This is a genomic window from Caenimonas sedimenti (assembly GCF_007833165.1).
GTDB lineage: Bacteria > Pseudomonadota > Gammaproteobacteria > Burkholderiales > Burkholderiaceae_C > Ramlibacter > Ramlibacter sedimenti.
The window spans coordinates 25,445-48,937 of the sequence record NZ_VOBQ01000027.1 but is presented as its reverse complement, the minus strand read 5'-3'; the positions used below and the strand labels follow the sequence as shown (position 1 = coordinate 48,937).

Below are 23,493 nucleotides of genomic sequence, written 5' to 3'. Positions count from 1 at the left end.
GCTGAGCTGCGCGGCCGCGCGGGCCTATGGCGCCAACGCCTTCTTCATGTAGGCGGAGTAGAAGCCACTGATGTAGTCGTCGATGCGGCCGAACTCTTCATAGCCCTGCCGGATGTAGAAATCGCGGGCCTGCCATTCGAAGGTGTTCAGCGTGGCGTTGCGCGCCCCCAGGTCGCGGGCCTTCTGTTCCGCCGCTTCCAGCAGCCTGCGCCCGACCCCCTGGTGCCGCGCGGATTCGTCCACGAACAGCAGTTCCACGTTCAGCCACGACAGGAACACGAATCCGCGCAAGCCGCCGACCAGCCCAGCGCCTTCGTCCTTCGCGCTGACCCAGACGGGTTGCACCTGGCCGTACTCGCCGACGAACCGGTAGTTGAACTGCCGCATGCGGCGGCCCAATTCGCCGGAGTGGACCTCTTCCGGCGTGGGCGTGTAGATCTCGAAATCGCTCATGAGTGGCAGTCCACCGGTGGCCGCGGGCCGCCGATGGTACCGCCGCTGCGCGCGAGAAACCGGCGCTACTTCTTGACCCGGCGATAGAACGCGAGCGCGTTCTTGAACATCACCTTGTCGCGCACGCCGGCGCCCATCGGGGCGAGATAAGCCTCGGCGATGGCGATCTGGGCCGCAAATGTCCCGTGCAGCTCGATCACCGGCCAGTTGCTGCCCCAGATCAGGCGGTCCGCTCCGAACGCGGACATCAGCACGTCGAAGTGCGGCTTGTAGGAAGCGAGGTCGGTCGGCGATGCGAAGACCACGTCACCGGGCGCGTACATGTCGTAGAACGACGAGAACTTCATGTACATGTTCGGGCAGGCACTGGCGAGGCGGCGGATGTCGGCTTCCCAGGTGGCGTTGACGGCCTGCCCGCTGGCGCCGCCCAGGTGGTCGATGATGATGCGCAGGTTCGGCACCGCGGTGCACAGCGCCTGCACCTGGCTCTTCGGGTTCTTGGTCCCCCGGCTGATCAGGTCCAGGGTCATGCCGCGGTCCGCCAGGTCGCGCAGGTTGGTGAGCTGCGCCGTGGTGAGCGTGATGCCTTCGGCCGGGCCGGTGAGGTAGCCGCGGATGCCCACGAAGCGCGGGTCGGCCGCGAAACGCGCCAGGTCGGCCGTGAAGGTCGGCGAGCCGATCTCCAGGTTGCCGACGAAGAACGAGTAGAACGGATCGTTCTTCACCAGGTCGAGGATCCACTGGTTGTCGGCGACGATGCCGCTCGCCTCCACGATGCCGGCGGCCACGACCCCCTGCGACTTGGCGAACGCGCTGTATTCCGGCGGCAGCACGTCGCGGAAGATCGGTCCTTCCGCTGCCGTGGGCCACGGCACACCGCCGGGCCGCGACGTCTGCCAGAAGTGGATGTGGGTCTCGACGATCGGCCGCTTGCCAGCGGGCGCCGCGCGTTCCGCCGCCTCGATGGCCGCCTGCAGCGCTGGGTCGTCGTTGTTGTCGCTGCCCCCGCAGGCCGTGGTGATCCATGCCATGCCCAGCAGCGCCGCCGCCGCGGCGCAGAACCTCAGGCCCTTGCTCACTGTCTCCTTCATTCGTGTCTCCTTGTCAGATTGATGGTGTCGTCCGGGTAGCACGGAATCATGGTAAGGCCAATTGTCGATCAAAGTCAATATTGGTCTTACCAGTCACTTGCCAGCGCGGCGTGGATCCGCGGCTGGGCGATCCCGCACCGCAGCTCGGCCGCCAGCGCCACCACCGGCGCCAGTCGCCGCTGCTTCTTCTGGTCATGGTTCTGGGCGATGTCGGCGAGCCGGTGATCCAGGAACGGGTTGAGCAGCCGCTCCCGCACCTGCGCGAGGTAGCTCTCGGCTTGCGCCCGCTGGCCGAGGGCATCGAACACCGGCAACACCTCCTGGGCCCACAGGGACTCCAGCTCACCGCGCGCCGCAGGGTCGTTCATCGCCTCCAGCACGGTCTCGCCCGGCTCGCGCCGGCCGGCCAGCCAGCGCTCGGCCAGGTAGGTGTGGCCCGCGTTCAGCAGGAACAGCTTCAGCCGCTCGTGGCGGGTGAGGTCGTCGGTCAGCTGGATGTCCTCGTGCACGCAAGGCAGCAGCAGACCGGGCTGGCGTTCGATGGCCCACAGCGCGTAGGGCTCGGCCACGGCGCCCACAGGACGCAATGCCTGGGACACGATGCGGTCGACCAGGGAGTTGGCCCACACGCAGTGGTCGCCCAGCCAGGCGATGAAATCCGGCTCCAGCTCCCACCGGGCCGCCAGGCCGCGCACGAGGTCGCGCAGGACGTCGCCATTGCGCTCGATGAGCTCGCAGGGAAAGATCGACAGGTCTTCGGCGGGCAGCTCCCGCCAGCGATGGTGCAGCAGCACCAGGAGCTTGGCCGGGAAACCGCGCGGCGCATTCGCCGCGTCGTGCAGCAACGCCGGGCCGTCCGCATCCACCAGCTGGTAGCCGCGGTCGCCCGTGTTCGAAACGATCACGCGGACATCGGTCGCCATGGCCTCGCGCAACGCGTGCCAGGCGGCATCCGCCTGCCAGGCTCGCACGACGGCGCGGCAGGTCACGTCCTCTTCGACGCGTTGCCCATTCCGCAGCCCGCGGATGCGCACCGGGTAGCCGCCGCCGGCTGCCAGCGCCGCCACGCGCTCCGCGCTTTCCGGGTTGCTGGTCGTCTGAACGACCGCGATGCCGCCGAGCGCTTGGCCCACCGCACCGCGAGCCAGCGCCTGCGAGACGAACAGATCCACATGCGCCTGCAGGAACCGGCTGGTGCCGAACTGGAGGATGGGCGGGCTCATCGGCCTCTCAGCATTCCACGATGGCCTTCACCACGCCGCGTGCGGGATCCAGCAGGTCCTTGAAGCCGTCGGGCACCTCGGCCAGCCGGAGCCGGTGGGTGTTGAGCGCCGCGTCGGGAATGTGGCCGGCCCGCATGGCGGCCAGCACGGTCTCGAAGTCTTCGGTCGTGGCGTTGCGGCTTCCCAGCAAGGTCGTTTCCCGCTTGTGGAACTCCGGGTCGGCAAAGCTGATGGTTCCACCGACGACCGAGATCAGGACATAGGTGCCCCCGTGGGCAACGAACTTGAAGCCGCGTTCCATCGCCTTCGGATTGCCGGTCGCGTCGAACACGATGTCGAAGAATTCGCCATCGGTCAGTGCGGCCAGCCGCTGCTCGTCGTCGTGTCCGACCTCCACGCAGGCCGCCGTTCGCAGATGGGCTGCGCAGAAGTCGAGCCGGTCGCGGCGGGTGTCGAGCGCCGTCACTCGCGCGCCGCGCAGCCCGCAGAAGATCATCGCCGCCATCCCGATGGGTCCCGCGCCCACCACCAGCACGCGCTGGTCCGCGCGCACCCCCGCGCGCCGGGCCGCGTGCGCGCCGATCGCCAGGAACTCCACCATGGCGGCCTGGTCCAGCGAGACGCCCTCCACCTTGTGCACGAAGCCCTGCGGGACACAAAGGTATTCGGTGAATGCGCCGTCGCGGTGGACGCCCAGCACCTGGATGTTGACGCAGCAGTTCGTCTTGCCCTGGCGGCACGCCACGCATCGCCCGCACGACAGGTACGGCATCACATACACCATATCGCCTGGCGCGAGCGAGCTGTCCGCCGGGACCTCCTCGACGATGCCGGACAGCTCATGCCCCATCACGCGCGGGTAGCTGAGGTAGGGCTGGTTGCCCGTGAAAATGTGCAGGTCGGTGCCGCAAACCCCGACGCGCTTGACGCGCAGCAGGACCTCGTCCTCCGCCCGCGTGGGCTTGGGGCGGTCCTGGGCGCGCAAGAGGCCGGGCGTCTCGCAGATCACTGTCAGCATGGCGGGTCCTCTTCAGGTGGATGGCGGTCAGCCATGGAAGCGCCTGTAGATCTCGGTGAGCCGGCCGTTCTCGAGATTCTTCGCGACCCACTGGTTGATCCAGGCCTGCAGCTTGGGCTCGCCCTTGCGCATGCCGATGCCGAGCGGGAAACCCTGCATCACGAACTTGGTCTCCAGGCCGAGGGCGGGCGCCTTCTCCGCCATCACCTTCACGAGCGACGGCGCGGTGGCGACGATGTCCACCTGCCCGCTGGCGATGGCGGTGACGAGCGTGCTGTCGTCGTCGAAGCGGACGATCTGGGCGCCCTTCGCACCTTCGGTGGCGAGGCGGTCATTGGTGGTCCCGCGCGCCGTCGCCACGCGCTTGCCGGCGAGGTCGCCAAAGCCCTTGATGGCCAGCGTCTTCGGCCCGGCGACCACCGCCTGGATCTGCGCGTACGGCTGCGAGAAGTCGATGACCTTCTCGCGCTCCGCGGTGACCGAGAGCGACGAGATCACGACGTCCGCCTTGCCGGTCTGCAGGAAAGGGATGCGATTCGCGCCGGTGGTCTGCACGATCTCCAGTTCGACGCCGAGGTCCCGGGCCAGCAGGCGCGCGGTCTCCACGTCGGAGCCCGTCGGGTTCATCGACGCGTCGGTGGTGCCGAACGGGGGCGCACCGAGGTCGATGGCGATGCGGATCTTCTTCGCGGCCCGGATATCGTCGAGCGTGTCAGCCTGGGCGGCGCCTGCGCCGGCCAGGATGGCGATGCCAGCACAGAGGCCGCGGAGGAACGTGGAACGTTGGATCATGGGGGTCTCTCTTTCGTTGGAGGGGAGCGGATGTGATCGGCCTCAGAGGCTGCTGCCGACGAAGTTGTGCAATTCCTCGGTCACCGGGGCGTCGAGCATCGCCGCGGGGCCGTGCTCCCACACCTTGCCGCGGTGCATGAAGACGACCTCATCGGCGACCTTGCGGGCGAATGCCATCTCGTGGGTGACCAGGATCATGGTCATGCCGTCGGCGGCCAGTTTCTCCATCACGCGCAGCACTTCGCCCGTCAGCTCCGGGTCGAGCGCGGACGTGACCTCGTCGAACAGCATCAGCTTGGGCGACATCGCCAGCGAACGGGCGATGGCGACGCGCTGCTGCTGGCCGCCCGACAGCTGCGACGGGTAGGCACCCGCCTTGTCGGCCAACCCGACCTGCGCGAGGGCCGCGTCGGCCCCGTGGCGCAGTTCCGCGCGATTGCGCTTCAGCACGAGCCGCGGCGCCAGCATGACGTTCTGTTCCACGGTCATGTGCGGGAACAGGTTGTAGCTCTGGAACACGATGCCGACGTCCCGCCGCAGCTGCTGCAGGTTCAGCCCCGGCGCCGTGATGTCGTGTCCGCAGACCTCGATGCGGCCCTGGTCCACCGTCTCGAGCCGGTCGATGCAGCGCAATGCGGTGCTCTTGCCGGAGCCGCTGCGTCCGATGACGGCGACGACCGAGCCCGGCTCCACCTGGAACGACACGTCCTCGAGGACGCGGGTCGGGCCGAAGCTCTTGGAGACCGATTCGACCTTAACGATGGGCGACATTCAGCCTCCGTTCGAGCCGCCGGCTCAGCACCGACAGCGGGTAGCAGATGGCGAAGTACAGCGCCGCGATCAGCACGAAGATCACGAAGGGCTGGAAAGTCGAGTTGTTGATCACCTGCCCGGCGCGCGCCAGTTCGACGAAGCCGACGGCCGAGGCGAGCGAGGTGTTCTTGACGATCTGGACCATGAACCCGACCGTCGGGGGGGTGGCGATCTTCACGGCCTGCGGCAGGATGACGTGGACCAGCCGCTGCCGCCAGGTGAGTGCCAGGCACTCCGCGGCCTCGGCCTGCGCGCGCGGCACCGATTCGAGGCAGCCACGCCAGATCTCCCCCAGGTAGGCCGACACATAGATGCTCAGGCCGATGCCGGCGGCCGTGAGCGGCTGGATGTTGAAGCCGAGGGCGGGCAGGCCGAAGTAGGCCAGCGACAGCAGCACCAGCAAGGGCGTGCCCTGCACCAGCTTGATGTAGAGCATGACGAGGTATTGCGTGGCCTTGGGGCCATCGACGCGGCAGATCGCCACCGCGAAGCCCAGCAGCCCGCCGCCGGCGAATGCCAGCAACGACAGGACGACCGTCCATGCCAGCCCGTTCAGCAGGAACTGCAGCTGGGGCACCGTCAAGGCCGTCACGTGTGCCCCATCACAGCGGCGTGCCAAGCCGGCGGCGCCGCGGGAACGCGGCGTAGCTCGCACACGAGAAGACGAGGCGCATGACCATCGACAGCACGAGATAGGCGGCGGCGACGATCAGGTAGGTCTCGACCGAACGGAAGGTTTCGGACTGGATCCGGTTGGCGGCCGCGGTCAGTTCCTCGGCCGAGATCTGCGAAGTGATCGACGATGCGAGCATGAGCAGCACGTACTGGCTGGTGAGCGCGGGGTAGACCCGCTCGATGGCCGGTGGCAGCACCACATGGGTGAGCAGGTGCCGCCGGGAAAGACCCAGGCATTCCGCCGCTTCGATCTGCCCCTTGGGGACGGACTCGATGCCCGCGCGCACGATCTCAGACGTGTAGGCCCCGACGTTGATCACCAGGGCGGCCGTCGCCGCGGCGAAGGCGTCGACTTTCCATCCGATCGAGGCCAGCCCGAAGTAGACGATGAAGATCTGGACCAGCAGGGGCGTGTTGCGGATCGCTTCCACGTAGACCGAACTCAGGCGCGTGAGCCACGGCTTGCGGCCCGTGCGGGCGAGCGCGCAGGAAACCCCCAGCAGGAACCCGAAGACCGTTGCCGCCAGCGACAGGCCGAGCGTGGTTCCCGCGGCGGCCAGGAAGTCCGGCCAGTACGCCAGGGGCGCCCTGAAGTCGAAGTCGTATTTCATCGCGCCGGTTCATTCCCCACTTTGGTCAGGCCAATTATAGTTTTCACCATAATTGGTCTTACCGTAGTTTCCCTAGGCGCTGCCCCGGCGGTATCATCCGCAGCACATGCACACCTCATGAGCGCTCCGAAGCCACCCGACCCGCGCCGCCTCTACCAGCAGATCGCCGACCAGATCAAGGAATTGATCGCCAAGGGGACTTTCCAGGTCGGGGACCGGCTGCCGGCCGAACGCGAACTCGCCCTCTTGCTCGGGGTGTCGCGGCCGTCGCTGCGCGAGGGCCTGATCGCCCTGGATGTCCAGGGCAACATCGAGATCCGCGGCGGCTCAGGCGTCTACGTCTGCCCGCAACCCGAGGCCCGGGCCGCCAAGGCCACCCCCGAACTGGGCGAGAGCCCGCACGAACTGATGCAGGCGCGCTCCGCGGTCGAGAGCGCGGTGATGATCCTCGCGTGCGCACTCGGCACGAAGGAACAGCTCAAGCAGTTGCGCGCCATCGTCACCCGCATGCGGGAGGAGACCGAGCGCAACCGGGCGCCGCTGGAGCTGGACCGGCAGTTCCACATGACCCTGGCGGACATGAGCGGCAATTCCGTGATGGCGCGCATCATCGCGCAGCTGTTCGACGAGCGGCACAGCCCCATCTCCGCGAAGCTGTCGTCCAAGTACGAAACGCCCCGCACCTGGAAGCAGGCGCTGAAGGAGCACGAAGCGATCCTGCGAGCGCTGGAAGCGCGCGACCCGATCGCCGCTCAGGCCGCGATGCTGTCGCACCTGCGCGCTTCCGAATTGCGCTGGGTCGGTGATTGAGCCAACCCGATCCACCGGGCCCCATGGGGCGGATCAGCTCGCCTCCATCCACTCCACCCGCGCGCCCAGCCGCGTGATGTTCTCCGCGAATTGCGGATGGGCCCGGCGCACCGGTGCCGCGTTCCGGATCACGGATCGCCCCGGAACGCTGGCCGCGACCATCAGCAAGGCGATCGCCACCCGGATGATGTAGGGGCTCTCGACCTCGGCCGGCGTCAGGGCCTTGCCGCCGAAGGTCACCACGCGATGCGGATCCGACTGGAAGGCATGGGCGCCGAACTTCGACAGTTCCGACGTCCAGCCCAGCGCGCCGTCGTAGACCTTGTTCCAGAACATCATGCTGCCTTCGGCCCGCACGCCCAGCGCCACGAAGATCGGCAGCAGGTCCACCGGCAGGTACGGCCAAGGCGCCGCCTCCACCTTCTGCAGGATGCTGGGCGTGAAGGGTTCGCGGACCTTCAACCGATCCTCCACGGCGCAGCGCGACCAGCCGTCGGCGTGCGTGACCCGGACGCCGAACTTGGCGAAGGTGCGGTCGATCAGCGGGAAATGGCCGGGTTGCGAATTCTTCACCCGGACGTCCCCGCCGGTGATCGCACCAAGAGCCAGGAAGGTGACGACCTCGTGGAAGTCCTCGGTGAAAGTGAAATCGCAACCGCCAAGGCGGTCCGTTCCGTGCACGACGAGGCGCGAGGTGCCGATGCCCTCGATCTTCGCGCCCAACAGCTCCATGAAGCGGCAGAACTCCTGCACGTGCGGTTCACCCGCGGCGTTCGTCAGCGTCGACACGCCATCGGCCAGGGCCGCGCACAGCACGAAGTTCTCGGTCGTGGTGACCGAGGCGTAGTCGGTCCAGTGGTCGTTGTGGCGCAGGGGGCGGTCCGCCCGCAGCACGACGCTCTGGCCGGTGCGCTCGACGCCGGCCCCGAAGCGCTCGAACACCTCGATGTGCGGGTCGATCTCGCGCGCGCCCAGCGTGCAGCCCTTGACGTCGCCCTCGATCCGGGCGGCGCCGAAGCGCGCCAGCAGCCCCGGCACCAGCAGGATCGAGCTGCGCATGCTCTCGGGCAGGTGGTCGCGCACCGGGTCGAATTGCGTCTCGCTGTGCTGCAGGGACAGCACGCCAGTCTGGAAATCGATGGCGACGTTGCTGCCCAGCCGGCGGAACACGTCCAGGATTTTCCGCACGTCCGTGATGTCGGGGACGCCGCGGAGCCGGACCGGCTCACGCGTCAGCAGCGTCGCGCAGAGGATGGGCAGGACGGCGTTCTTGTTCGCCGAGGGAACGATGTGGCCGTGGAGCGGCGAGCCGCCGTGGATGATGAGATGGGACATGCGCGCATCTTGCGAGAGCGCAGCGCCGCGCGAACGCTGGGCACCGATGCTCCGCCGGCTGGCCGGCAGCCTGGGGTTCGGCGCCTTGCTCCAGCACATCGAAACCGTCGTGCCCACCGGGGCGATGCTGCTCGCCGACGAGGCATTGGCCATGCGGACGCTGGGTGCAGCCTGCCGCGCCGCCGCCGGCACCGGGGCACGCTCCATCATCGTGGGTGGCGCGGGCCTCGCCGGCTATGCCGAACGGCTGCAGCCCGAGGTGCCCCTGCCACTGATCGACAGCGCCCAGGCCGGCCTGGACGTGATGCTGCAGGGGCTGGCGCCGCCCGCGCTGCGCAGTGACGATGGGTTCGTGGCTGATTGGTCCGGCATCGCGCCGGCGATGCAGGGTCTCGCGCCGGATCACGCCCGTTGAAGCTCTGCCGTAGAACTTTCCTACAATCGCGGTCATGAAAGCCGAGAAGCCGCTCCCCGCAGCATGGCGCCTGGCGGGTCTGCTGACCCTGGCCGCGGCGTGCCTCTCGCCCACGCCGCCAACGCATGCCCAGGCGCCGGACGAGTGGAAAGCGGATCCGGTGGAGTTGACGCAATCGCTCAAAGCGGTCCTCGCGCGCGGCAAGGCGTCGTGGTACGGGCCGAGATTTCACGGCAGACGCACGGCCAGCGGCGAACGCTTCGACCAGAACGAACTGACGGCGGCGCATCCGACGCTGCCGTTCGGCACCATGGTTCGGGTACGCAACGTCGCCAACGGGCGCGAGGTGGTCGTGCGGATCAACGACAGGCTGCCCAGCCGCCGCCGCATCATCGACCTGAGCAAGGCCGCGGCCGTTTCGCTCGGGTTCCTGAACGCCGGCCTGGCGCCGGTCGTCCTCATCCAGCACTGAAGCGCGGGGGGCGATCAGCCCCGGCGCACCAGCTCCAGCACGGCTTCGGCGAACAGCGCCGGCTTCTCCTGCGGCAGGTTGTGGCCGGCACCGGGCACCACGCGATGGTCGCGCCCACCGGTGAAGCGCGCCGCATGCGCCGAGGCAGGTGCCGGCGGCCGCACGCCGTCGTCGGCGCCGTCGAAGCTGATCGTCGGCACGGCAATCGCAGGTTGCGCCGCCAGCTGCTGTTCGATCGCCGCATAGGCCGGATCGCCCGGCACCAGGTTGAAGCGGTGCCGGTAGGAATGGATCACCACGTCGGCGAAGTCCGGGTTGTCGAACGCCGGCGCGGTGCGCTCGAAGGTGGCGTCGTCGAACACCCAGGTCGGGGACCAGGTCTCCCAGAGCAGCCGCGCCAGGGCGCGCCGGTTGCGCCGCAGACCTTCGCGCCCGCGCTCGGACTGGAAGTAGTACTGGTACCAGAGCTTCAGCTCGTTCGCGGGCGTGTCGGGCTCCAGCGCCCGCGCGTGGTTGAAGATGTTGTAGTTGTTGTACGAGACCAGGCCGGCGCAGCGCTCGGGCCAGAGGGCCGCCACCACGCAGCAGGCGCGGCCGCCCCAGTCATAACCGGCCAGCACCGCGCGCGGAATGTTCAGCGCGTCCATCAGGGCCAGCAAGTCCGCGCCCAGGGCCGCCTGTTCGCCGGAGCGCGGCGTGGAGGCGTCCAGGAAACGCGTACTTCCGAAGCCGCGCAGGTAGGGAACGACCACGCGGCAGCCGGCTTCCGCCAGCCGAGGGATGACTTCCGCGAAAGCATGGATGTCGTACGGGAAGCCGTGCATGAGGAAAACCGGCGGGCCATCCGCCGGGCCCGCCTCGTGATACGAGATGGCCAGCCGGCCCGCTTCGACCGAACGCAATGGTGTCAGGGCATGCATGGCACCAGCTTGCCACAAGGCCGGCACGGCACGTCGGCGAAAATACCGGGATGGAACTCGTCCCCATCGAACAAGACGGCACGGTGCGCCTGACAGGCATCGAGATGCCGGAGATCTGCGGCGGCATCGTCGAAGCCACCACCGCCCTGTATCGGCGGATCGGCTTCAGCGAACCCTGGATCTGCTACCTGGCCGTGGAGGACCAGGCCGTGGTCGGCACCTGCGGCTTTGCGGCGACAGCTGCCGAGGGCAGCGCCGAGATCGCCTACTTCACGTTCCCGGGCGGCGAGGGCCAGGGGGTCGCCACCCGGATGGCGGCAGCGCTGATCGCCCTCTCGTCCCGGGAGACCGCGAGTGTGGGTGGGCGGTTCATCGCGCACACCCTGCCCGCCGAAGGCGCCTCCACCGCGATCCTCAAGAAGCTGGGCTTCGAGTTCGAGGGCCCCGTGCAGCACCCTGAAGATGGCGAAGTGTGGCGGTGGCGCCGCCCCGCCCTCGCCTAGGAGCCTGGGCCTAGTGGTTGTCGCGCGGCAACCCGAAAGTCGTGTTGATCCGCTGGTACTTCACCGCCGGCTTCAGCACCATGCCTTCCGACAGTTCATCGACGATGCCGCGCTGGATTTCCTGCCACGGAGTCTGGCTGGCGGGGTACTTGTAGCCACCGGCAGCCTCGAAGGCGGCACGGCGCTTCTTCAGTTCCGCATCCGAAACCAGCATGTTCGCGGTGCGCTTCTTCAGGTCGATGCGCACCTTGTCGCCGGTCTTCAGCAGCGCCAACCCGCCGCCAGTTGCCGCCTCTGGCGATGCATTGAGGATCGAGGGTGAGCCGGAGGTCCCGGACTGCCGGCCGTCGCCGATGCAGGCCAGCGCCGTCACGCCCTTCTTCAGCAGGTAGTCCGGCGCGCGCATGTTCACGACTTCGGCCGCACCTGGATAGCCGATCGGCCCGACGCCGCGCATGAAAAGCACGCTGGCCGGCGTGAGTTTCAGCTTGGGATCGTCGATGCGCTTGTGGTAGTCCTCCGGGCCGTCGAACACCACCGCGGTGCCCTCGAAAGCCATCGGGTCCGCCGGATTCTCCAGGTACTGCTTGTGGAACTCCGGCGTGATCACGCTGGTCTTCATGATCGCGGAATCGAACAGGTTGCCGCTGAAGTTGAGGAAGCCCGCGTTCTTCTTCATCGGCTTCGCGTACGGGAAGATCACCTTCCGATCGCTGGTGAACTGGCCTTCGCAATTCTCGATGAGCGTCTTGCCGTTGGCGGTCAGCGCAGGCTGGATCTTGCCCTGCGCGATCAGTTCGGCCACCACGGCGGGCACGCCGCCAGCGCGGTAGTACTCCTCGGCCAGGTATTCGCCCGCCGGCTGCAGGTTCACCAGGAGCGGGATCTTGTAGCCGTGCTTTTCCCAGTCCGCCGTGGTCAGCTTCACGCCGATGTGCTTGGCGATCGCGTTCAGGTGCACCGGCGCATTGGTCGAGCCGCCGATCGCGGAGTTGACCACGATGGCGTTCTCGAACGCGGCCCGCGTCATGATGTCAGAGGGCTTCAGGTCTTCACGCACCATGTCCACGATGCGCTTGCCGGTCAGGTACGCCATCTCCTGGCGGTCGCGGTACGGCGCGGGAATGGCCGCGCTGCCCGGGAGCGTCATCCCGAGCGCCTCGGCCAGCGAATTCATTGTCGACGCGGTGCCCATGGTGTTGCAATGGCCGGTGGACGGCGCCGACGAAGCCACCAGCTTCAGGAACTCCTGGTAGCCGATCTCGCCCGCCGCCATCATTTCGCGCGCGCGCCAGACGATGGTGCCCGAGCCCGTGCGCTCGCCCTGGTACCAGCCATTGAGCATCGGGCCGGAATTCAGCGCGATGGCCGGAATGTCGACGGTGGCCGCGGCCATCAACTGCGCCGGGGTGGTCTTGTCGCACCCGGTGGTGAGCACCACGCCATCGATCGGATAGCCGTAGAGCACTTCGATCAGCGACAGATATTGCAGGTTGCGGTCGAGCGCCGCCGTGGGGCGCTTGCAGGTTTCCTGGATCGGGTGGATCGGGAACTCGAAGGCGATGCCCCCGGCATCCCGGATGCCTTCGCGCACGCGCTGGGCCAGAACCAGGTGGTGGCGGTTGCAGGGGGCGATGTCCGACCCCGTCTGCGCGATGCCGATGATGGGCCGGCCGGACTGCAGTTCGTCGAACCCCAGGCCGAAGTTCATGGTGCGCTCCAGGTAGAGCGCGGTCATGTCGGCGTTGTCGGGATTGTCGAACCAGGCTTGCGAGCGCAGCCGTGGGAGCGCCTTCTTGCCCGGGGCCTTGCGTTCGCGACTGACTTTCTTGTTCTTCATTGAATGGCCTTGAGGGTTTGCGCGGCCGTCGGCAGCGCCTTGCAATCGTCGATGTACTGCTGGACGATCTCAGCGAAATTCTCGTGCGGCTTCAGGCCAAGCCGGGCCGCCCGCTCGGCGGTCGCGCCCCCGGGCCAGTTCGCCACGATGCCGGCGATGCGCTCGTCGCGTTCGAACCGCACCAGCTGGCGCACCTTGCGGCCTGCCACCTGCTCCAGGGCGTCGAGCATGTCGCTGACCTTGACGTTCAGTGCCGGCAGGTTCATGCCCAGGCGCCCCAGGAACTGCTCGCGCGACGCTTCATAGACGGCGATCAGGCCGTCGATCGTCCGCGCCGGCGACGACATGGGATGCGACACGTCCGGTGAGACCGGGCAAATGGACTCGACCCCGGCCAACGGCTCGCGGATGATGCCGCTGAAGAAGGAAGATGCCGCGCCATTCGGCCGGCCCGGCCGGACCGTCACGGTCATGAGGCGCGCCGCGCGGCCGTCGATGAAGCCCTTGCGCGTGTAGTCGGCGATCAGGTGCTCGCAGACGAGCTTCTGCGTGCCATAGGAGGTCTGCGGTGCGGGCAGCGTGTCGTCGGCCACCAGCTTGGGCAGCGGCACGGCCGCGTCCGGCCCGAACACCGCGACCGAGCTGGAGAAGACCAGGCGCGGCACCTTGCCGCCCGCCGCCACGTTGGCGCGCAGGGCGTCGAGCAATGCGCGCGTGCTGTCGAGATTCGAGCGCAGGCCCAGCTCGAAATCGGCCTCGCACTCACCGGACACCGCGGACGCGAGATGGAACACGCCGTCGAAAGTCTCGGTGCGCAACGCATCGGTTTGCGCCAGCAGCGGCCCGGTGCGGGCTTGCACACGGGCGTCGGCCAGCAGGTCCGCCGGTGGGGGCGCGATGTCCGTCAGCACGACCTGCTCGATGCGCCCGCCGGCCAAGGTGCCCCGCGCCAGCAGGGTGCGCGCCAGGCGCGCGCCGACGAAACCACCACCGCCGGTGATCAACAGTTTCATGAAAGTCCCTTCGAAGATTGTTTCCTGCGCCGGCCGGGGATCACGCCGCCCTCCACCAGCCGCTGTTCACCGCGCAGGATGTGCCGGGTGGCATGGTGCCGGGCTGCCTCGGCGTCGCGCGCGGCGATGGCTTCCACCATAGCCCGGTGCTCCTGCTGCACCGACTGCATGAAGTCGCGCCGGCGCGCCTCATTGCCGCGAGTAATGCGCATGGCCTCACGCAGGTACTGTTCCAGGAAGCCGATGAGCAGCCGGAACTGCGGGTTGCCCGCCGATTCGCCGATGACGCGGTGGAACGCCAAGTCTTCGGCCACGCCGTCGCGGCCCTCGGCCACCGCCATGTCGATGGCCTTGAGGGACCGGCGCAACTGCGCGATCTGCGCGCGCGTCGCACGCTCGGCCGCCAGGGCGGCGATCTCGCCTTCCAGCACGCGGCGCACCTCGATGACGTGCACCACCGCCTGCACCGACCCCAGGACGGCCGGGTCGAATTCGAGCGGCTGGTTGACCGGTGTCGGCGCGACGAACACGCCGGAGCCCTGGCGGGCCACCACCAGCGAGCGCGACTTGAGCTGATGCATGGCTTCACGCACGACCGTGCGCGAAACCCCGTGGGCCGCTGCCAGCTGCTGTTCCGTCGGCAGCCGGTCACCGGGCTGCAGGGCGCCGGCCCCGATCTGCGAGATCAGCCGCCCCGCCAGCCGGTCGGACAGCCTTTCGGACACCAGCGGGGTCGAATCGGTGGCGGAAAGGGCTGGCACGGAAAGGGTGGGAGGAAGCTGGGCGAGACGCTTTTATCAGGTCATCATACAAATTTAGTGAGCTTTCTCCCGCAGGGTTTCCCTGATGGCGACGCGCCGGTCCTGTGCCGATACTGCGCGGCATCCCAGGGGACTTCATCGCAATGGCCAGTGTCACGATCCAGGCAGTCAAGAAGAATTTCGGCGAAGTCGCGATCCTGCACGGCGTGGACATCGACATCCAGGACGGCTCTTTCACCGTCCTGGTCGGCCCGTCGGGCTGCGGCAAGTCCACGCTGCTGCGCATGATCGCGGGGCTCGAGCAGATCAACGGCGGCGAAATCCGCATCGGCGACCGCCGCGTCAACGACCTGCCGCCGAAGGAACGCGACATCGCGATGGTGTTCCAGAACTACGCGTTGTATCCGCACATGACCGTGCGCGACAACATGGCCTTCGCCCTGGCGCTGGCCAAAGTCGACAAGGCCACCATCGAGTCCAAGGTCAAGCGCGCGGCCGAGATCCTCGGTCTCCTGCCCCTGCTGGAGCGCTATCCGCGCCAGCTGTCGGGTGGGCAGCGCCAGCGCGTGGCGATGGGGCGCGCCATCGTGCGCGACCCCCAGGTCTTCCTGTTCGACGAGCCACTGTCCAACCTCGACGCCAAGCTGCGCGTGGCGATGCGCAGCGAGATCAAGGAACTCCACCTGCGCCTGAAGACCACCTCGATCTACGTCACGCACGACCAGATCGAGGCCATGACCATGGGCGACAAGATCGTGGTGATGCGCGACGGCCGCATCGAGCAGACCGGCAGTCCGCTGGAGCTCTACGACCAGCCTGCCAACCAGTTCGTGGCTGGCTTCATCGGTTCGCCCGCCATGAACTTCCTGCCCGGCACGCTGCGCCGCGCCGGCGGGGCGGCGCGCGTTGAACTGCAGGATGGCACCCTGCTCGACGCGCCGCTGCAGGCCGGCGGCGAGGATGGCCAGCCGGTGGTCTACGGCACGCGCCCCGAGCACCTGTCGCTGTCGGATGCCGGCGGCATCCCCTCGCAGGTGGTGGTGATGGAGCCCACCGGCATGGATACTTTCGTGGCGTGCCGGCACGGAGGCGCGGACCTGTCCGCCGTGTTCCGGGAGCGGCACGACTTCGCGCCCGGCACCATGATCCGCCTGCAGCCCGACCTGCAGCGGGCCCACCTTTTCGATGCAGGCACCGGCGCAAGGCTGGTGGCGTGACAGGTTCCGTGATCGACCGTTCCACAGACAACACAGGAGACAACCATGAGTGAGTTCAATCGCCGCAAGTTTCTCGAAGGCTCGGCCAGCGTCGCCGCTGCCGCCACGCTGGGCACCGGTGCCACCGTCTTCGCGCCGGCGGTCCATGCGCAAACCCTGGCGCTCAAGCCCGAGAAAGGCGCCAAGCTGCGCGTCCTGCGCTGGAGCCGGTTCGTGCAGGGCGACATCGACGCCTACATGCTCAACGTCAAGAAGTTCACCGAGAAGACGGGGATCGAGGTCCGCGTCGACAACGAAGGCTGGGAAGACGTGCGCCCCAAGGCGGCGGTCGCGGCCAACACCGGCGGCGGGCCGGACATCGTGCTGTCCACCAACGATGACGCCAACCTGTACCCCGAAAAGCTGCTCGACGTGACCGACGTCGCCGAATACCTGGGCAAGAAGTACGGCGGCTGGTACCCGGCGGTGCACCAGTACCTGCGCCCCGACGGCAAGCGGTGGCTGGGCCTCGGCCTCGGCGCCGCCGGTTCGATGATCGTCTACCGCGACAGCATGGTGAAGGCCGCGGGCTTCACCAGCTTCCCGAAGGACACGGCCGGCTTCCTGGCCCTGCACAAGGCCCTGAAGGACAAGGGCACGCCCGGCGGTTACGCCCTGGGCAACGCCACCGGCGACAGCCTCTGGACCAACTGGCTGATGTGGTCGCACGGCGGCCAGCTGGTCGACAAGAACAACAAGGTCGTGATCGACAGCCCCGAGACCATCAAGGCGCTCGAGTACGGCAAGGAGCTGTACGCCACCTTCATCCCGGGCACCCTGTCGTGGCTGGACCCGAACAACAACAAGGCGTTCCTCGACGGCCAGATCAGCGTCACCAACAACGGCATCTCGATCTACTACGCGACCAAGACTTCCACGGACCCCAAGGTGAAGGAGCTGCAGTCCGACATCCAGCACGCTTCGTTCCCCATCGGCCCGGTGGGTGTGCCCACCGAATCGCATCTGTTCTTCAACCAGATGATCTTCAAGTACACCAAGTACCCGCAAGCCGCCAAGGAGTTCCTGCGCTTCATGATGGAACGCGAGCAGTTCGATGCCTGGCTGATCGGCGCCGGTGGCTACATCGCGCATCCGCTCGCCGCCTATGAGTCATGCCCGATCTGGACGTCGGACCCGAAGCACACGGCCTACCGCGACTGCGTGAAGAACATGCGGCCCACGGGCCACGCGGGCCGGCTGGGCTACGCCTCGGCCGGCGCAGGCGCCGACTTCATCGTCGCCAACATGGTGGCGGAAGCCATCAGCGGATCGAAGACCCCCAAGGAAGCCGCCGAACGCGCCCAGAAGCGCGCCGAGCGCTACTACAAGGTCTGACCATGGCGCAACCTGCGGCGCAAGCAACGGTTCCGGCGCCGCAGGTGCGCGCCCACCGGCAGCCTTCGTTCCTGGAGCGCTTCCAGAACAACAGGAACGCCCTGGGCTGGGCGTTCATGTTGCCGACGACGGTGCTGCTGGTGCTTTTCCTCACCTATCCGCTCGGCCTGGGCACCTGGCTCGGCTTCACCGACGCCAAGATCGGCCGCGACGGCGAGTGGATCGGCCTGGAGAATTTCAAGTTCCTGGTCGGCGACAGCGTCACCCGGCTGGCGCTGTTCAACACCCTCTTCTACACGGTGGTGGCCAGCATTCTCAAATTCGGCCTCGGCCTGTACCTGGCCCTGCTGCTGAACAAGCGCCTGCCCTTCCAGAGTTTCTTCCGCGCCGTGGTTCTCCTGCCCTGGATCGTACCCACGGCCTTGTCCGCCATCGCCTTCTGGTGGATCTTCGACGCGCAGTTTTCCATCATCAGCTGGGCGCTGATGAAGATGGGCCTGATCGACAGGTACATCGATTTCCTGGGCGACCCCTGGAACGCCCGCATCTCGACCATCGTCGCCAACGTCTGGCGCGGCATCCCCTTCGTGGCCATCTCGCTGCTGGCCGGGCTGCAAACCATTTCACCCTCGTACTACGAGGCCTCGGCGATCGACGGGGCCACGCCGTGGCAACAGTTCCGGTTCATCACGCTGCCGCTGCTCACGCCCATCATCGCGGTGGTGATGACGTTCTCGGTGCTGTTCACCTTCACCGACTTCCAGCTGATCTATGTGCTGACGCGCGGCGGACCGCTCAACGCGACGCACCTGATGGCGACGCTCGCATTCCAGCGCGCCATTTCCGGGGGCGCCCTGGCGGAAGGCGCGGCCATCGCGACGCTGATGGTGCCTTTCCTGCTGGCGGCCATCGCATTCAGCTACTTCGGCTTGCAGCGCCGTGCCTGGCAACAGGGGGGTGACAAATGAGCAACGCCAAGAACAACGACGCCTCGCAGGGCATGGACTTCCTGCAGTCCATGCCGCGCCGCTGGGTGACGCTGTACATCCCGATCGGCATCTTCGTGTTCGTGCTGCTGTTCCCGTTCTACTGGATGGCGATCACGTCGTTCAAACCGGACAACGAACTGCTGTCGCGCAGCGGCAACCCGTTCTGGATCATGGGCCCCACCCTGGCCCACTTCGAGAAGCTGCTGTTCCGCACGGAATACCCGGCCTGGCTCTGGAACACCGTGATCGTCTCGGTGATCGCCACGGCGATCTCGCTGGTCTTTTCGGTGCTGGCGGCCTACGCGATCGAGCGCCTGCGGTTCCAGGGCAGCAAACCCGCCGGCGGCGCGATTTTCCTGGCCTACCTGGTGCCGCCTTCGATCCTGTTCATCCCGCTGGCCGCCATCGTCGTGAAGCTGGGGCTGTTCGACAGCCGGATGGCGCTGATCCTCACGTACCCGACCTTCCTGATCCCGTTCTCGACCTGGCTGCTGATGGGCTATTTCCGCTCGATCCCCTATGAGCTGGAAGAGTGCGCGCTGATCGACGGCGCGACGCGCTGGCAGATCCTGATCAAGATCGTGCTGCCGCTCGCGGTGCCGGGACTGATCTCGGCGGGCATCTTCGCCTTCACGCTCAGCTGGAACGAGTTCATCTACGCCCTCACCTTCGTGTCTTCCAGCGAGAACAAGACGGTGCCGGTCGGCGTGGTCACCGAGCTGGTGGAAGGCGATGTCTACCACTGGGGGCCGCTGATGGCGGGCGCCTTGCTCGGCTCGCTGCCCGTGGCTTTCGTGTACTCGTTCTTCGTCGAGTACTACGTGTCGGGGATGACGGGCTCGGTGAAGGAGTAGCGGCTAGTACCGCCTACTTCCAGACGGTCGCGTGCGCCTCGAAGTCGGGGCGCTGCGGCCGCACGACACAGAAGCGCTGGCCGGTCGGCGCTTCCATCACCCACCAGGTCTTCACCTGCGAGACGCGTCTGGCGCCCAGCGCCTCCAGCCGTTGCACCTCCGCGTCGACGTCGTCGGTCTCGATGTCGAGGTGCACCCGGCTGGGGTGCTGCACCGCCTGGACCAGCATGGTCACTTCGCCGGGCGGCCCTTGCAGGTTCCGATAGTGCTCCAGGCCCGGTGTTTCGGGCGCCTTGATGCCGCGGCCGAGCGCCGCGGCCCAGAAGCCCGCGGCGGCCTCGAGGTCCTCGGTCTGGCAATCGATGACGACGGTTCCAAGGCGGCTCTTGTGCATGCTCAGGTCTCCATGCAAAGAGCGGATGATGCCTGTTTCTCGCCTGCCGGGGACCTCAGCCGGAACGCCCGGCAGCGGCACTGCGGTGCCGGCGCCGGTAGTGCCCGGGCGTCTGCCCGGTCTCCCGGGAAAAGAGCTTCGAGAAGCTGGCCAAGTCCTGGTAACCGACACTCGCGATCACCTCGATCAAGGGCAGGGAACTGCGCTCCAGCAGTTGCCGCGCCTTGTCGATGCGGGCTTCCTGCAGCCACCTCAGCGGGCTCGAGCCGGTCTCCTGCCGGTACCTTCGCAGCACCGTGCGCTCGGTCAGGTGGAACGCATCGGCCAGCGAGGCCAGCCTGTACGGTTCGCTCAAGCGTGACTTCAGCCACTGGTTGACCTTGGTCGAGAACAGCGCGTGCTCCGGAGGCAGCAGGGTCCGGTCGAAGTATGGCCGCTGGCTCGCTCGGCCGCCGTCGACCATCGACAGCTTGCCGGTTGCCCGGGTCACCGCGGCGCCGAAGTGCTGCTTCACGAGATGGAGCGCGAGGTCGAACGCGCTGCTGACGGCACCCGTTGTCGTCACCGTCCCGTCAGTCACCAGCATGGCGTCCTTGACCATTTCGATCTCGGGGTAACGCGCCTGGAAGTCCCGCGCGAATGGCCACGCCGTGACCGCGCGCCTGCCGACCAGGACGCCGGCTTCGGCCAGCAGGAAGCTGCCCACGCAGACGCTGGCGATGGCAGCACCGGCTGCGTGGCGCCTCCGGATGGCGGCGAGCTCGGGACGCAGCTGGGCCAGGCGGCGCTCCCATTCACCGAACCGCGTGACCTCGAGGCCAGGAACCACCAGCAACCCGTGCTTGCCCCGGAGTTTTCCAGCCGCCAGCGTGACGCCACCAGCCATGCGGACATTTCCTTCGCGCACCGTGACCAGCCGGGTCTGCATCGGTGCGAACTTGCCGGGGAACATGTTCGCCGCCAGGTGATTCGCGACGAGCACGAGATCGGTGAGGGCCAGCACTTCGACGCCCATGCAGCCGGGATAGACCAGGATCGCGATGTCGCTCATGAGGGCCGGGTTGTCTGGAACGGCAAGAATATAGTCGTTCCTGACACTGGCGGCAATCGACGCCGCGCTTCAGGATTGCGCCTTCACAGCAACTCTTGAGGTCGATGGCATGCGCTTGACAATCATCCTGGTGGACGGCTTCACGGCCCTCGACATCGTTGGCGGCTACGAAGTGCTGGCGAATGTCCCGGCGATTCAGGTCGAATTCGCGGCGAAGCAGCGCGGGCCCGTCTGGGCCGACACGAGACGCCTCGCGCTCAGCGCCTTCAAGTCGTTCGAAGAGATCGAAACGACCGACATCCTCTATGTCCCGGGTGGACCTGGCGTCGGCCCTGCACTGGAAGACGACGAGGTCATCGAAACGATCCGCCGCCTGGCCATGACCTCGACATGGACAGTCGGCATCTGCAATGGCGTCGAGTTGCTGGGCAAGGCCGGCTTGCTGGGCGGCAAGGAAGTCACGACGAACTGGGCCGTGCGAGAGAAGGTGGCCACCTACGGCGCCACCGTCAAACACGTGCGGTACGTGCGCGACGGCAAGTTGGTGACGGGCGCCGGCGTTTCGGCCAGCATCGACGCCAGCCTGTACCTGGCCGGGTTGATCGCAGGCAAGGAATTCGCCAAGACCGTGCAGCTCGGCATCGAGTACTACCCGGATCCGCCCTTCGGCAACGGCACGCCCGACGACGCACCGGACTTCGCGAAGAAGATGGTCAGGCAGTTCGAGGCCGAGGGCACGGAACGCATCCGCTCGCTGACGGCCCCGGTCTGATGTCCCAAGCGATGGAATACTACTTTTCCCCGCTGGCCTGTTCGTTCGCGGGACATGTCCTGATCCGGGAGGCCGGCTTGGAGATCGCCATGCGACCGGTGTCGTTGCGCCGCAAGGAGACGGACGATGGACGCGCCTTCGCGGACATCTCCGCCAAGAGCCAGGTGCCGGTCCTCAAGTTCGGCGACGGGCGCATCCTGACCGAGAACTCCGCGGTGCTGCAAGTGCTGGCCGACATGGCGCCGGAACGCCTGTACCTGCCGGACCGCTCCACGCCCGCCGGGCAGTCGACCTTGGAGTGGGTGAACTACGTCGCGACCGAGGTGCACAAGCTGTCGCTTTACCCGGTCTTCTCGGATGGGGTACCGAGTGAAGTGAAGCGCTGGGCGCGCGAGAACCTGGAGAAGAAGCTGGCCTTCGCGACAGCGCGGCTATCCCGATCACGCTACCTGGCCGGCGACACGTTCACCATCGCCGATGCGTATTTCGGCTGGGCGTTGATGCTCACCTTGCGGGCTGGCCTGTGGAAGCCGGCGGACGGCTTGCTCGCCTACTGGAACCGCCTGCTGGAACGGCCGGCGTTCACCGGGGCGATCGAGGTGGAAGAGGAATTGTTCGAAAAGTTTGCCTGACAGCCGGGCGTGCATGGTCCATCCACCTGATGGACCATGACGCCCGCCGCCGTGTCAATAGCGGTAGGGGTTGCGCGGCGCGCGGTCGTAACGGTTGGCCACGCCGTCGCGGTCGGCGTCGCCCCACGGCCGGTCGGCCTGGTTCACGTGCCGCCGGCTGTTGTCCCAGCGGTCGTGGGCGTTGGGGATGCCATCGCCGTCACGGTCGCCCCAGGCGCCGCGGCGCTGGTGGCCGTAGACGGGCTGCGGCTGGACATAGACCGGCGACGGCTGGTAGTAATAGGGCGCAGGCTCGCTGTAGTACACGGGTGCCGGCACGCCGATGGAAATCTGGAAATCGCCGCGGGCATGGCTGGCGGTGGAGGCTGCGAGCGCGGCCAGCCCGAGGGCGGCGGCCACAGCACTGCGGAAGGTGACTGAACGGTTCATGGAAGACTCCTTGGGTTGGTGTGGAAGCCATCTTGCGCCGCGGCCCATGAACGGATCCTGAACGGATCTCGGGGCACATGTAACTCCGCGTAATCATGGCGGTCCGGCCATCCGCTTCGCCGTCTGGGACCGAAGCAAACCGATGAAGGCCTGGCTCGCGCGGCTTGCACGGTAGCCACTGCCGAACGCGAGGCAGGAGCGAAACGGGACCGCGGGTTCGAAGGGCACGCTCGCCAGACCCTGCTGCTGGAACTTGCGCGCCACGACCGGGTTCGTGATCGCGATGCCTGCGCCGGCCAGGGCCAATTCGCACTGCGTCAGGCTGTAGGGTGTCGTGATCGCCGGCTGCCACGCAACGCCTGCTTCCACGAAGCTGCGCTTCATGTGCGCGCACGCAGGGTCCAGCGGTGACAGTCCGATCACGGCTTCATCGGCCAGGTCGACGGGCGCGAGCACGGATCGCCTCGCGAGGCGATGGCTGACCGGCATGGCGCAGACGGCAGTCACCTCGTAGAACATCGAGGTGCTCAGCCCCGCCAGGTCCGCCTCGTCGCTGAGCACGGCGAAGTCCACCTTGCCCGCGACGAGCGCATCGCGGATGCTGCGTGAACTCTCCACCATCAAGGTGAGGCGGATGGTGGGGAAGGTCGCCCTGAATTGCCCCACGGCTTCTGGCAGCACCGCGGTGGCGAGCGCATGGAGGCAGGCCACCTTCAACTCGCCCTTCGCAGGCGACCGCAGCGCGTCCAGGCGGGCCCCGACGCGTTCCATGGCGCCGAACACTTCGTCGATGTCAGCCAGCAGCGAATGCGCGGCGGCCGTGGCCGCCACCCTGCCATGGCGATGGGTGAGGAGTTCCACGCCGCAGCCGCGCTGCAGTTGCGACACGGTCTGCGTCACCGACGGCTGGCTCACGTGCAACGCTTCCGCGGCGCGGCTCAACGACCCGAGCTGCACCACGGCGCGCAGGACTTCCAGCTGGCGCAACGTGGGCGCCCAGGCCGGCTCGGTGGCGGGAGGGGATTGGCGGGGCATC

The 23,493-nt window shown here is 67.4% G+C and carries 27 protein-coding genes; 10 read left to right on the top strand and 17 right to left on the bottom strand.

The window, feature by feature from the left end; translation table 11 throughout:
* Positions 1-24: 24 nt before the first annotated feature.
* From FN976_RS27115 to FN976_RS27080, 8 genes are all read right to left on the bottom strand, one after another.
* Positions 25-453: a GNAT family N-acetyltransferase gene (locus tag FN976_RS27115; protein WP_145896919.1), complete on the bottom strand. Its 429-nt coding sequence runs from the start codon at positions 451-453 to the stop codon at positions 25-27.
* 65 nt (positions 454-518) lie between these two features.
* A complete protein-coding gene (locus FN976_RS27110; protein ID WP_145896917.1) occupies positions 519-1,544 on the bottom strand; it encodes an amidohydrolase family protein in 1,026 nt (341 codons plus the stop codon).
* An 86-nt stretch (positions 1,545-1,630) separates the two neighbouring features.
* Positions 1,631-2,767 carry a mannitol dehydrogenase family protein gene (locus FN976_RS27105; protein WP_145896915.1) on the bottom strand — a complete coding sequence of 379 codons (1,137 nt, stop codon included), beginning with the start codon at positions 2,765-2,767 and terminating at the stop codon, positions 1,631-1,633.
* Positions 2,768-2,774: 7 nt separating this feature from the next.
* Positions 2,775-3,785 (bottom strand): zinc-binding alcohol dehydrogenase family protein, encoded by a 1,011-nt coding sequence (locus tag FN976_RS27100; RefSeq protein ID WP_145896913.1) that lies wholly within the window; start codon positions 3,783-3,785, stop codon positions 2,775-2,777.
* 27 nt (positions 3,786-3,812) lie between these two features.
* A complete protein-coding gene (locus tag FN976_RS27095; protein ID WP_145896911.1) occupies positions 3,813-4,577 on the bottom strand; it encodes a transporter substrate-binding domain-containing protein in 765 nt (254 codons plus the stop codon).
* A gap of 42 nt (positions 4,578-4,619) precedes the next feature.
* Positions 4,620-5,348 carry an amino acid ABC transporter ATP-binding protein gene (locus FN976_RS27090; protein ID WP_145896909.1) on the bottom strand — a complete coding sequence of 243 codons (729 nt, stop codon included), beginning with the start codon at positions 5,346-5,348 and terminating at the stop codon, positions 4,620-4,622.
* A complete protein-coding gene (locus FN976_RS27085; protein WP_145896907.1) occupies positions 5,332-5,982 on the bottom strand; it encodes an amino acid ABC transporter permease in 651 nt (216 codons plus the stop codon). Before FN976_RS27085 ends, FN976_RS27090 begins: the two co-directional genes overlap by 17 nt.
* A gap of 10 nt (positions 5,983-5,992) precedes the next feature.
* Complete coding sequence (locus FN976_RS27080) at positions 5,993-6,676, bottom strand: amino acid ABC transporter permease (protein ID WP_145896905.1); 684 nt, start codon at positions 6,674-6,676, stop codon at positions 5,993-5,995.
* Between the two features lie 117 nt (positions 6,677-6,793).
* Between FN976_RS27080 and FN976_RS27075 the strand changes: the two genes are divergently transcribed.
* Entirely contained in the window at positions 6,794-7,486 is a 693-nt protein-coding gene (locus tag FN976_RS27075; protein WP_145896904.1) for a FadR/GntR family transcriptional regulator, read from the top strand.
* 33 nt (positions 7,487-7,519) lie between these two features.
* Here FN976_RS27075 and FN976_RS27070 read toward each other — a convergent pair whose 3' ends face one another.
* Positions 7,520-8,821 (bottom strand): UDP-N-acetylglucosamine 1-carboxyvinyltransferase, encoded by a 1,302-nt coding sequence (locus tag FN976_RS27070; RefSeq protein ID WP_145896902.1) that lies wholly within the window; start codon positions 8,819-8,821, stop codon positions 7,520-7,522.
* Between FN976_RS27070 and FN976_RS27065 the strand changes: the two genes are divergently transcribed.
* Together FN976_RS27065 and FN976_RS29825 are read left to right on the top strand one after the other, a co-directional pair.
* Positions 8,820-9,236: an aspartate/glutamate racemase family protein gene (locus FN976_RS27065; protein WP_145896900.1), complete on the top strand. Its 417-nt coding sequence runs from the start codon at positions 8,820-8,822 to the stop codon at positions 9,234-9,236. The two genes, FN976_RS27070 and FN976_RS27065, sit on opposite strands and share 2 nt — an antisense overlap.
* 34 nt (positions 9,237-9,270) lie before the next feature.
* On the top strand, positions 9,271-9,708 hold the full coding sequence (locus FN976_RS29825; protein WP_145896898.1) for a septal ring lytic transglycosylase RlpA family protein: 438 nt from the start codon (positions 9,271-9,273) through the stop codon (positions 9,706-9,708).
* A 14-nt stretch (positions 9,709-9,722) separates the two neighbouring features.
* Here FN976_RS29825 and FN976_RS27055 read toward each other — a convergent pair whose 3' ends face one another.
* Positions 9,723-10,628, bottom strand: a complete 906-nt coding sequence (locus tag FN976_RS27055) for an alpha/beta fold hydrolase (RefSeq protein WP_145896896.1) — start codon at positions 10,626-10,628, stop codon at positions 9,723-9,725.
* Positions 10,629-10,678: 50 nt separating this feature from the next.
* Here FN976_RS27055 and FN976_RS27050 point away from each other — a divergent pair, with 50 nt between their 5' ends.
* Entirely contained in the window at positions 10,679-11,131 is a 453-nt protein-coding gene (locus FN976_RS27050) for a GNAT family N-acetyltransferase (protein ID WP_186511230.1), read from the top strand.
* Between the two features lie 10 nt (positions 11,132-11,141).
* Here the strand turns inward: FN976_RS27050 and FN976_RS27045 are convergent, their stop codons facing one another.
* The 3 genes from FN976_RS27045 to FN976_RS27035 are packed head-to-tail and all read right to left on the bottom strand — an operon-like array spanning position 11,142 to position 14,745.
* Entirely contained in the window at positions 11,142-12,971 is a 1,830-nt protein-coding gene (locus tag FN976_RS27045; RefSeq protein WP_145896891.1) for an IlvD/Edd family dehydratase, read from the bottom strand.
* Positions 12,968-13,984 carry a D-erythronate dehydrogenase gene (gene denD / locus FN976_RS27040; RefSeq protein ID WP_145896889.1) on the bottom strand — a complete coding sequence of 339 codons (1,017 nt, stop codon included), beginning with the start codon at positions 13,982-13,984 and terminating at the stop codon, positions 12,968-12,970. The genes FN976_RS27045 and denD overlap by 4 nt, the downstream gene beginning before the upstream one ends.
* Positions 13,981-14,745 carry a FadR/GntR family transcriptional regulator gene (locus tag FN976_RS27035; RefSeq protein ID WP_145896887.1) on the bottom strand — a complete coding sequence of 255 codons (765 nt, stop codon included), beginning with the start codon at positions 14,743-14,745 and terminating at the stop codon, positions 13,981-13,983. Before FN976_RS27035 ends, denD begins: the two co-directional genes overlap by 4 nt.
* A gap of 143 nt (positions 14,746-14,888) precedes the next feature.
* On the opposite strand from FN976_RS27035, the gene FN976_RS27030 reads away from it, so the two are divergent.
* From FN976_RS27030 to FN976_RS27015, 4 genes are all read left to right on the top strand, one after another.
* Entirely contained in the window at positions 14,889-15,962 is a 1,074-nt protein-coding gene (locus tag FN976_RS27030) for an ABC transporter ATP-binding protein (protein ID WP_145896885.1), read from the top strand.
* A 45-nt stretch (positions 15,963-16,007) separates the two neighbouring features.
* On the top strand, positions 16,008-17,336 hold the full coding sequence (locus FN976_RS27025) for an ABC transporter substrate-binding protein (protein ID WP_145896883.1): 1,329 nt from the start codon (positions 16,008-16,010) through the stop codon (positions 17,334-17,336).
* A 116-nt stretch (positions 17,337-17,452) separates the two neighbouring features.
* Entirely contained in the window at positions 17,453-18,304 is an 852-nt protein-coding gene (locus FN976_RS27020) for a carbohydrate ABC transporter permease (protein ID WP_222432895.1), read from the top strand.
* A complete protein-coding gene (locus tag FN976_RS27015; protein ID WP_145896879.1) occupies positions 18,301-19,179 on the top strand; it encodes a carbohydrate ABC transporter permease in 879 nt (292 codons plus the stop codon). Before FN976_RS27020 ends, FN976_RS27015 begins: the two co-directional genes overlap by 4 nt.
* A 13-nt stretch (positions 19,180-19,192) precedes the next feature.
* Here FN976_RS27015 and FN976_RS27010 read toward each other — a convergent pair whose 3' ends face one another.
* Both FN976_RS27010 and FN976_RS27005 read right to left on the bottom strand, forming a co-directional pair.
* Positions 19,193-19,573 (bottom strand): VOC family protein, encoded by a 381-nt coding sequence (locus FN976_RS27010; protein WP_145896877.1) that lies wholly within the window; start codon positions 19,571-19,573, stop codon positions 19,193-19,195.
* A 55-nt stretch (positions 19,574-19,628) separates the two neighbouring features.
* The gene (locus FN976_RS27005) at positions 19,629-20,624 is read right to left on the bottom strand and encodes a GlxA family transcriptional regulator (RefSeq protein WP_145896875.1); all 996 of its coding nucleotides are present in this window, start codon (positions 20,622-20,624) and stop codon (positions 19,629-19,631) included.
* A 109-nt stretch (positions 20,625-20,733) separates the two neighbouring features.
* On the opposite strand from FN976_RS27005, the gene FN976_RS27000 reads away from it, so the two are divergent.
* A complete protein-coding gene (locus FN976_RS27000; RefSeq protein ID WP_145896873.1) occupies positions 20,734-21,396 on the top strand; it encodes a DJ-1/PfpI family protein in 663 nt (220 codons plus the stop codon).
* Positions 21,396-22,028, top strand: coding sequence for a glutathione binding-like protein (locus FN976_RS26995; RefSeq protein ID WP_145896871.1), 633 nt, complete (start codon positions 21,396-21,398; stop codon positions 22,026-22,028). Before FN976_RS27000 ends, FN976_RS26995 begins: the two co-directional genes overlap by 1 nt.
* A 54-nt stretch (positions 22,029-22,082) precedes the next feature.
* On the opposite strand, the gene FN976_RS26990 is transcribed toward FN976_RS26995, so the two are convergent.
* Both FN976_RS26990 and FN976_RS26985 read right to left on the bottom strand, forming a co-directional pair.
* Positions 22,083-22,457, bottom strand: coding sequence for a hypothetical protein (locus tag FN976_RS26990; RefSeq protein ID WP_145896869.1), 375 nt, complete (start codon positions 22,455-22,457; stop codon positions 22,083-22,085).
* A gap of 93 nt (positions 22,458-22,550) precedes the next feature.
* A complete protein-coding gene (locus tag FN976_RS26985; RefSeq protein WP_145896867.1) occupies positions 22,551-23,492 on the bottom strand; it encodes a LysR family transcriptional regulator in 942 nt (313 codons plus the stop codon).
* Position 23,493: the final 1 nt, after the last annotated feature.

Bases quoted from the DNA above. Each gene is read 5' to 3' on its own strand.
- FN976_RS27105 (WP_145896915.1), bottom strand. From the start codon at position 2,767: ATGAGCCCGCCCATCCTCCAGTTCGGCACCAGCCGGTTCCTGCAGGCG.
- FN976_RS27030 (WP_145896885.1), top strand. From the start codon at position 14,889: ATGGCCAGTGTCACGATCCAGGCAGTCAAGAAGAATTTCGGCGAAGTC.
- FN976_RS27065 (WP_145896900.1), top strand. From the start codon at position 8,820: ATGCGCGCATCTTGCGAGAGCGCAGCGCCGCGCGAACGCTGGGCACCG.
- FN976_RS27055 (WP_145896896.1), bottom strand. From the start codon at position 10,628: ATGCATGCCCTGACACCATTGCGTTCGGTCGAAGCGGGCCGGCTGGCC.
- FN976_RS27080 (WP_145896905.1), bottom strand. From the start codon at position 6,676: ATGAAATACGACTTCGACTTCAGGGCGCCCCTGGCGTACTGGCCGGAC.
- FN976_RS27075 (WP_145896904.1), top strand. From the start codon at position 6,794: ATGAGCGCTCCGAAGCCACCCGACCCGCGCCGCCTCTACCAGCAGATC.
- FN976_RS27070 (WP_145896902.1), bottom strand. From the start codon at position 8,821: ATGTCCCATCTCATCATCCACGGCGGCTCGCCGCTCCACGGCCACATC.
- FN976_RS27045 (WP_145896891.1), bottom strand. From the start codon at position 12,971: ATGAAGAACAAGAAAGTCAGTCGCGAACGCAAGGCCCCGGGCAAGAAG.
- FN976_RS27020 (WP_222432895.1), top strand. From the start codon at position 17,453: ATGTTGCCGACGACGGTGCTGCTGGTGCTTTTCCTCACCTATCCGCTC.
- FN976_RS27050 (WP_186511230.1), top strand. From the start codon at position 10,679: ATGGAACTCGTCCCCATCGAACAAGACGGCACGGTGCGCCTGACAGGC.
- FN976_RS27015 (WP_145896879.1), top strand. From the start codon at position 18,301: ATGAGCAACGCCAAGAACAACGACGCCTCGCAGGGCATGGACTTCCTG.
- FN976_RS26990 (WP_145896869.1), bottom strand. From the start codon at position 22,457: ATGAACCGTTCAGTCACCTTCCGCAGTGCTGTGGCCGCCGCCCTCGGG.
- FN976_RS27095 (WP_145896911.1), bottom strand. From the start codon at position 4,577: ATGATCCAACGTTCCACGTTCCTCCGCGGCCTCTGTGCTGGCATCGCC.
- FN976_RS26985 (WP_145896867.1), bottom strand. From the start codon at position 23,492: ATGCCCCGCCAATCCCCTCCCGCCACCGAGCCGGCCTGGGCGCCCACG.
- FN976_RS27005 (WP_145896875.1), bottom strand. From the start codon at position 20,624: ATGAGCGACATCGCGATCCTGGTCTATCCCGGCTGCATGGGCGTCGAA.
- FN976_RS27010 (WP_145896877.1), bottom strand. From the start codon at position 19,573: ATGCACAAGAGCCGCCTTGGAACCGTCGTCATCGATTGCCAGACCGAG.
- FN976_RS29825 (WP_145896898.1), top strand. From the start codon at position 9,271: ATGAAAGCCGAGAAGCCGCTCCCCGCAGCATGGCGCCTGGCGGGTCTG.
- denD (WP_145896889.1), bottom strand. From the start codon at position 13,984: ATGAAACTGTTGATCACCGGCGGTGGTGGTTTCGTCGGCGCGCGCCTG.
- FN976_RS27025 (WP_145896883.1), top strand. From the start codon at position 16,008: ATGAGTGAGTTCAATCGCCGCAAGTTTCTCGAAGGCTCGGCCAGCGTC.
- FN976_RS26995 (WP_145896871.1), top strand. From the start codon at position 21,396: ATGTCCCAAGCGATGGAATACTACTTTTCCCCGCTGGCCTGTTCGTTC.
- FN976_RS27000 (WP_145896873.1), top strand. From the start codon at position 20,734: ATGCGCTTGACAATCATCCTGGTGGACGGCTTCACGGCCCTCGACATC.
- FN976_RS27115 (WP_145896919.1), bottom strand. From the start codon at position 453: ATGAGCGATTTCGAGATCTACACGCCCACGCCGGAAGAGGTCCACTCC.
- FN976_RS27090 (WP_145896909.1), bottom strand. From the start codon at position 5,348: ATGTCGCCCATCGTTAAGGTCGAATCGGTCTCCAAGAGCTTCGGCCCG.
- FN976_RS27100 (WP_145896913.1), bottom strand. From the start codon at position 3,785: ATGCTGACAGTGATCTGCGAGACGCCCGGCCTCTTGCGCGCCCAGGAC.
- FN976_RS27110 (WP_145896917.1), bottom strand. From the start codon at position 1,544: ATGAAGGAGACAGTGAGCAAGGGCCTGAGGTTCTGCGCCGCGGCGGCG.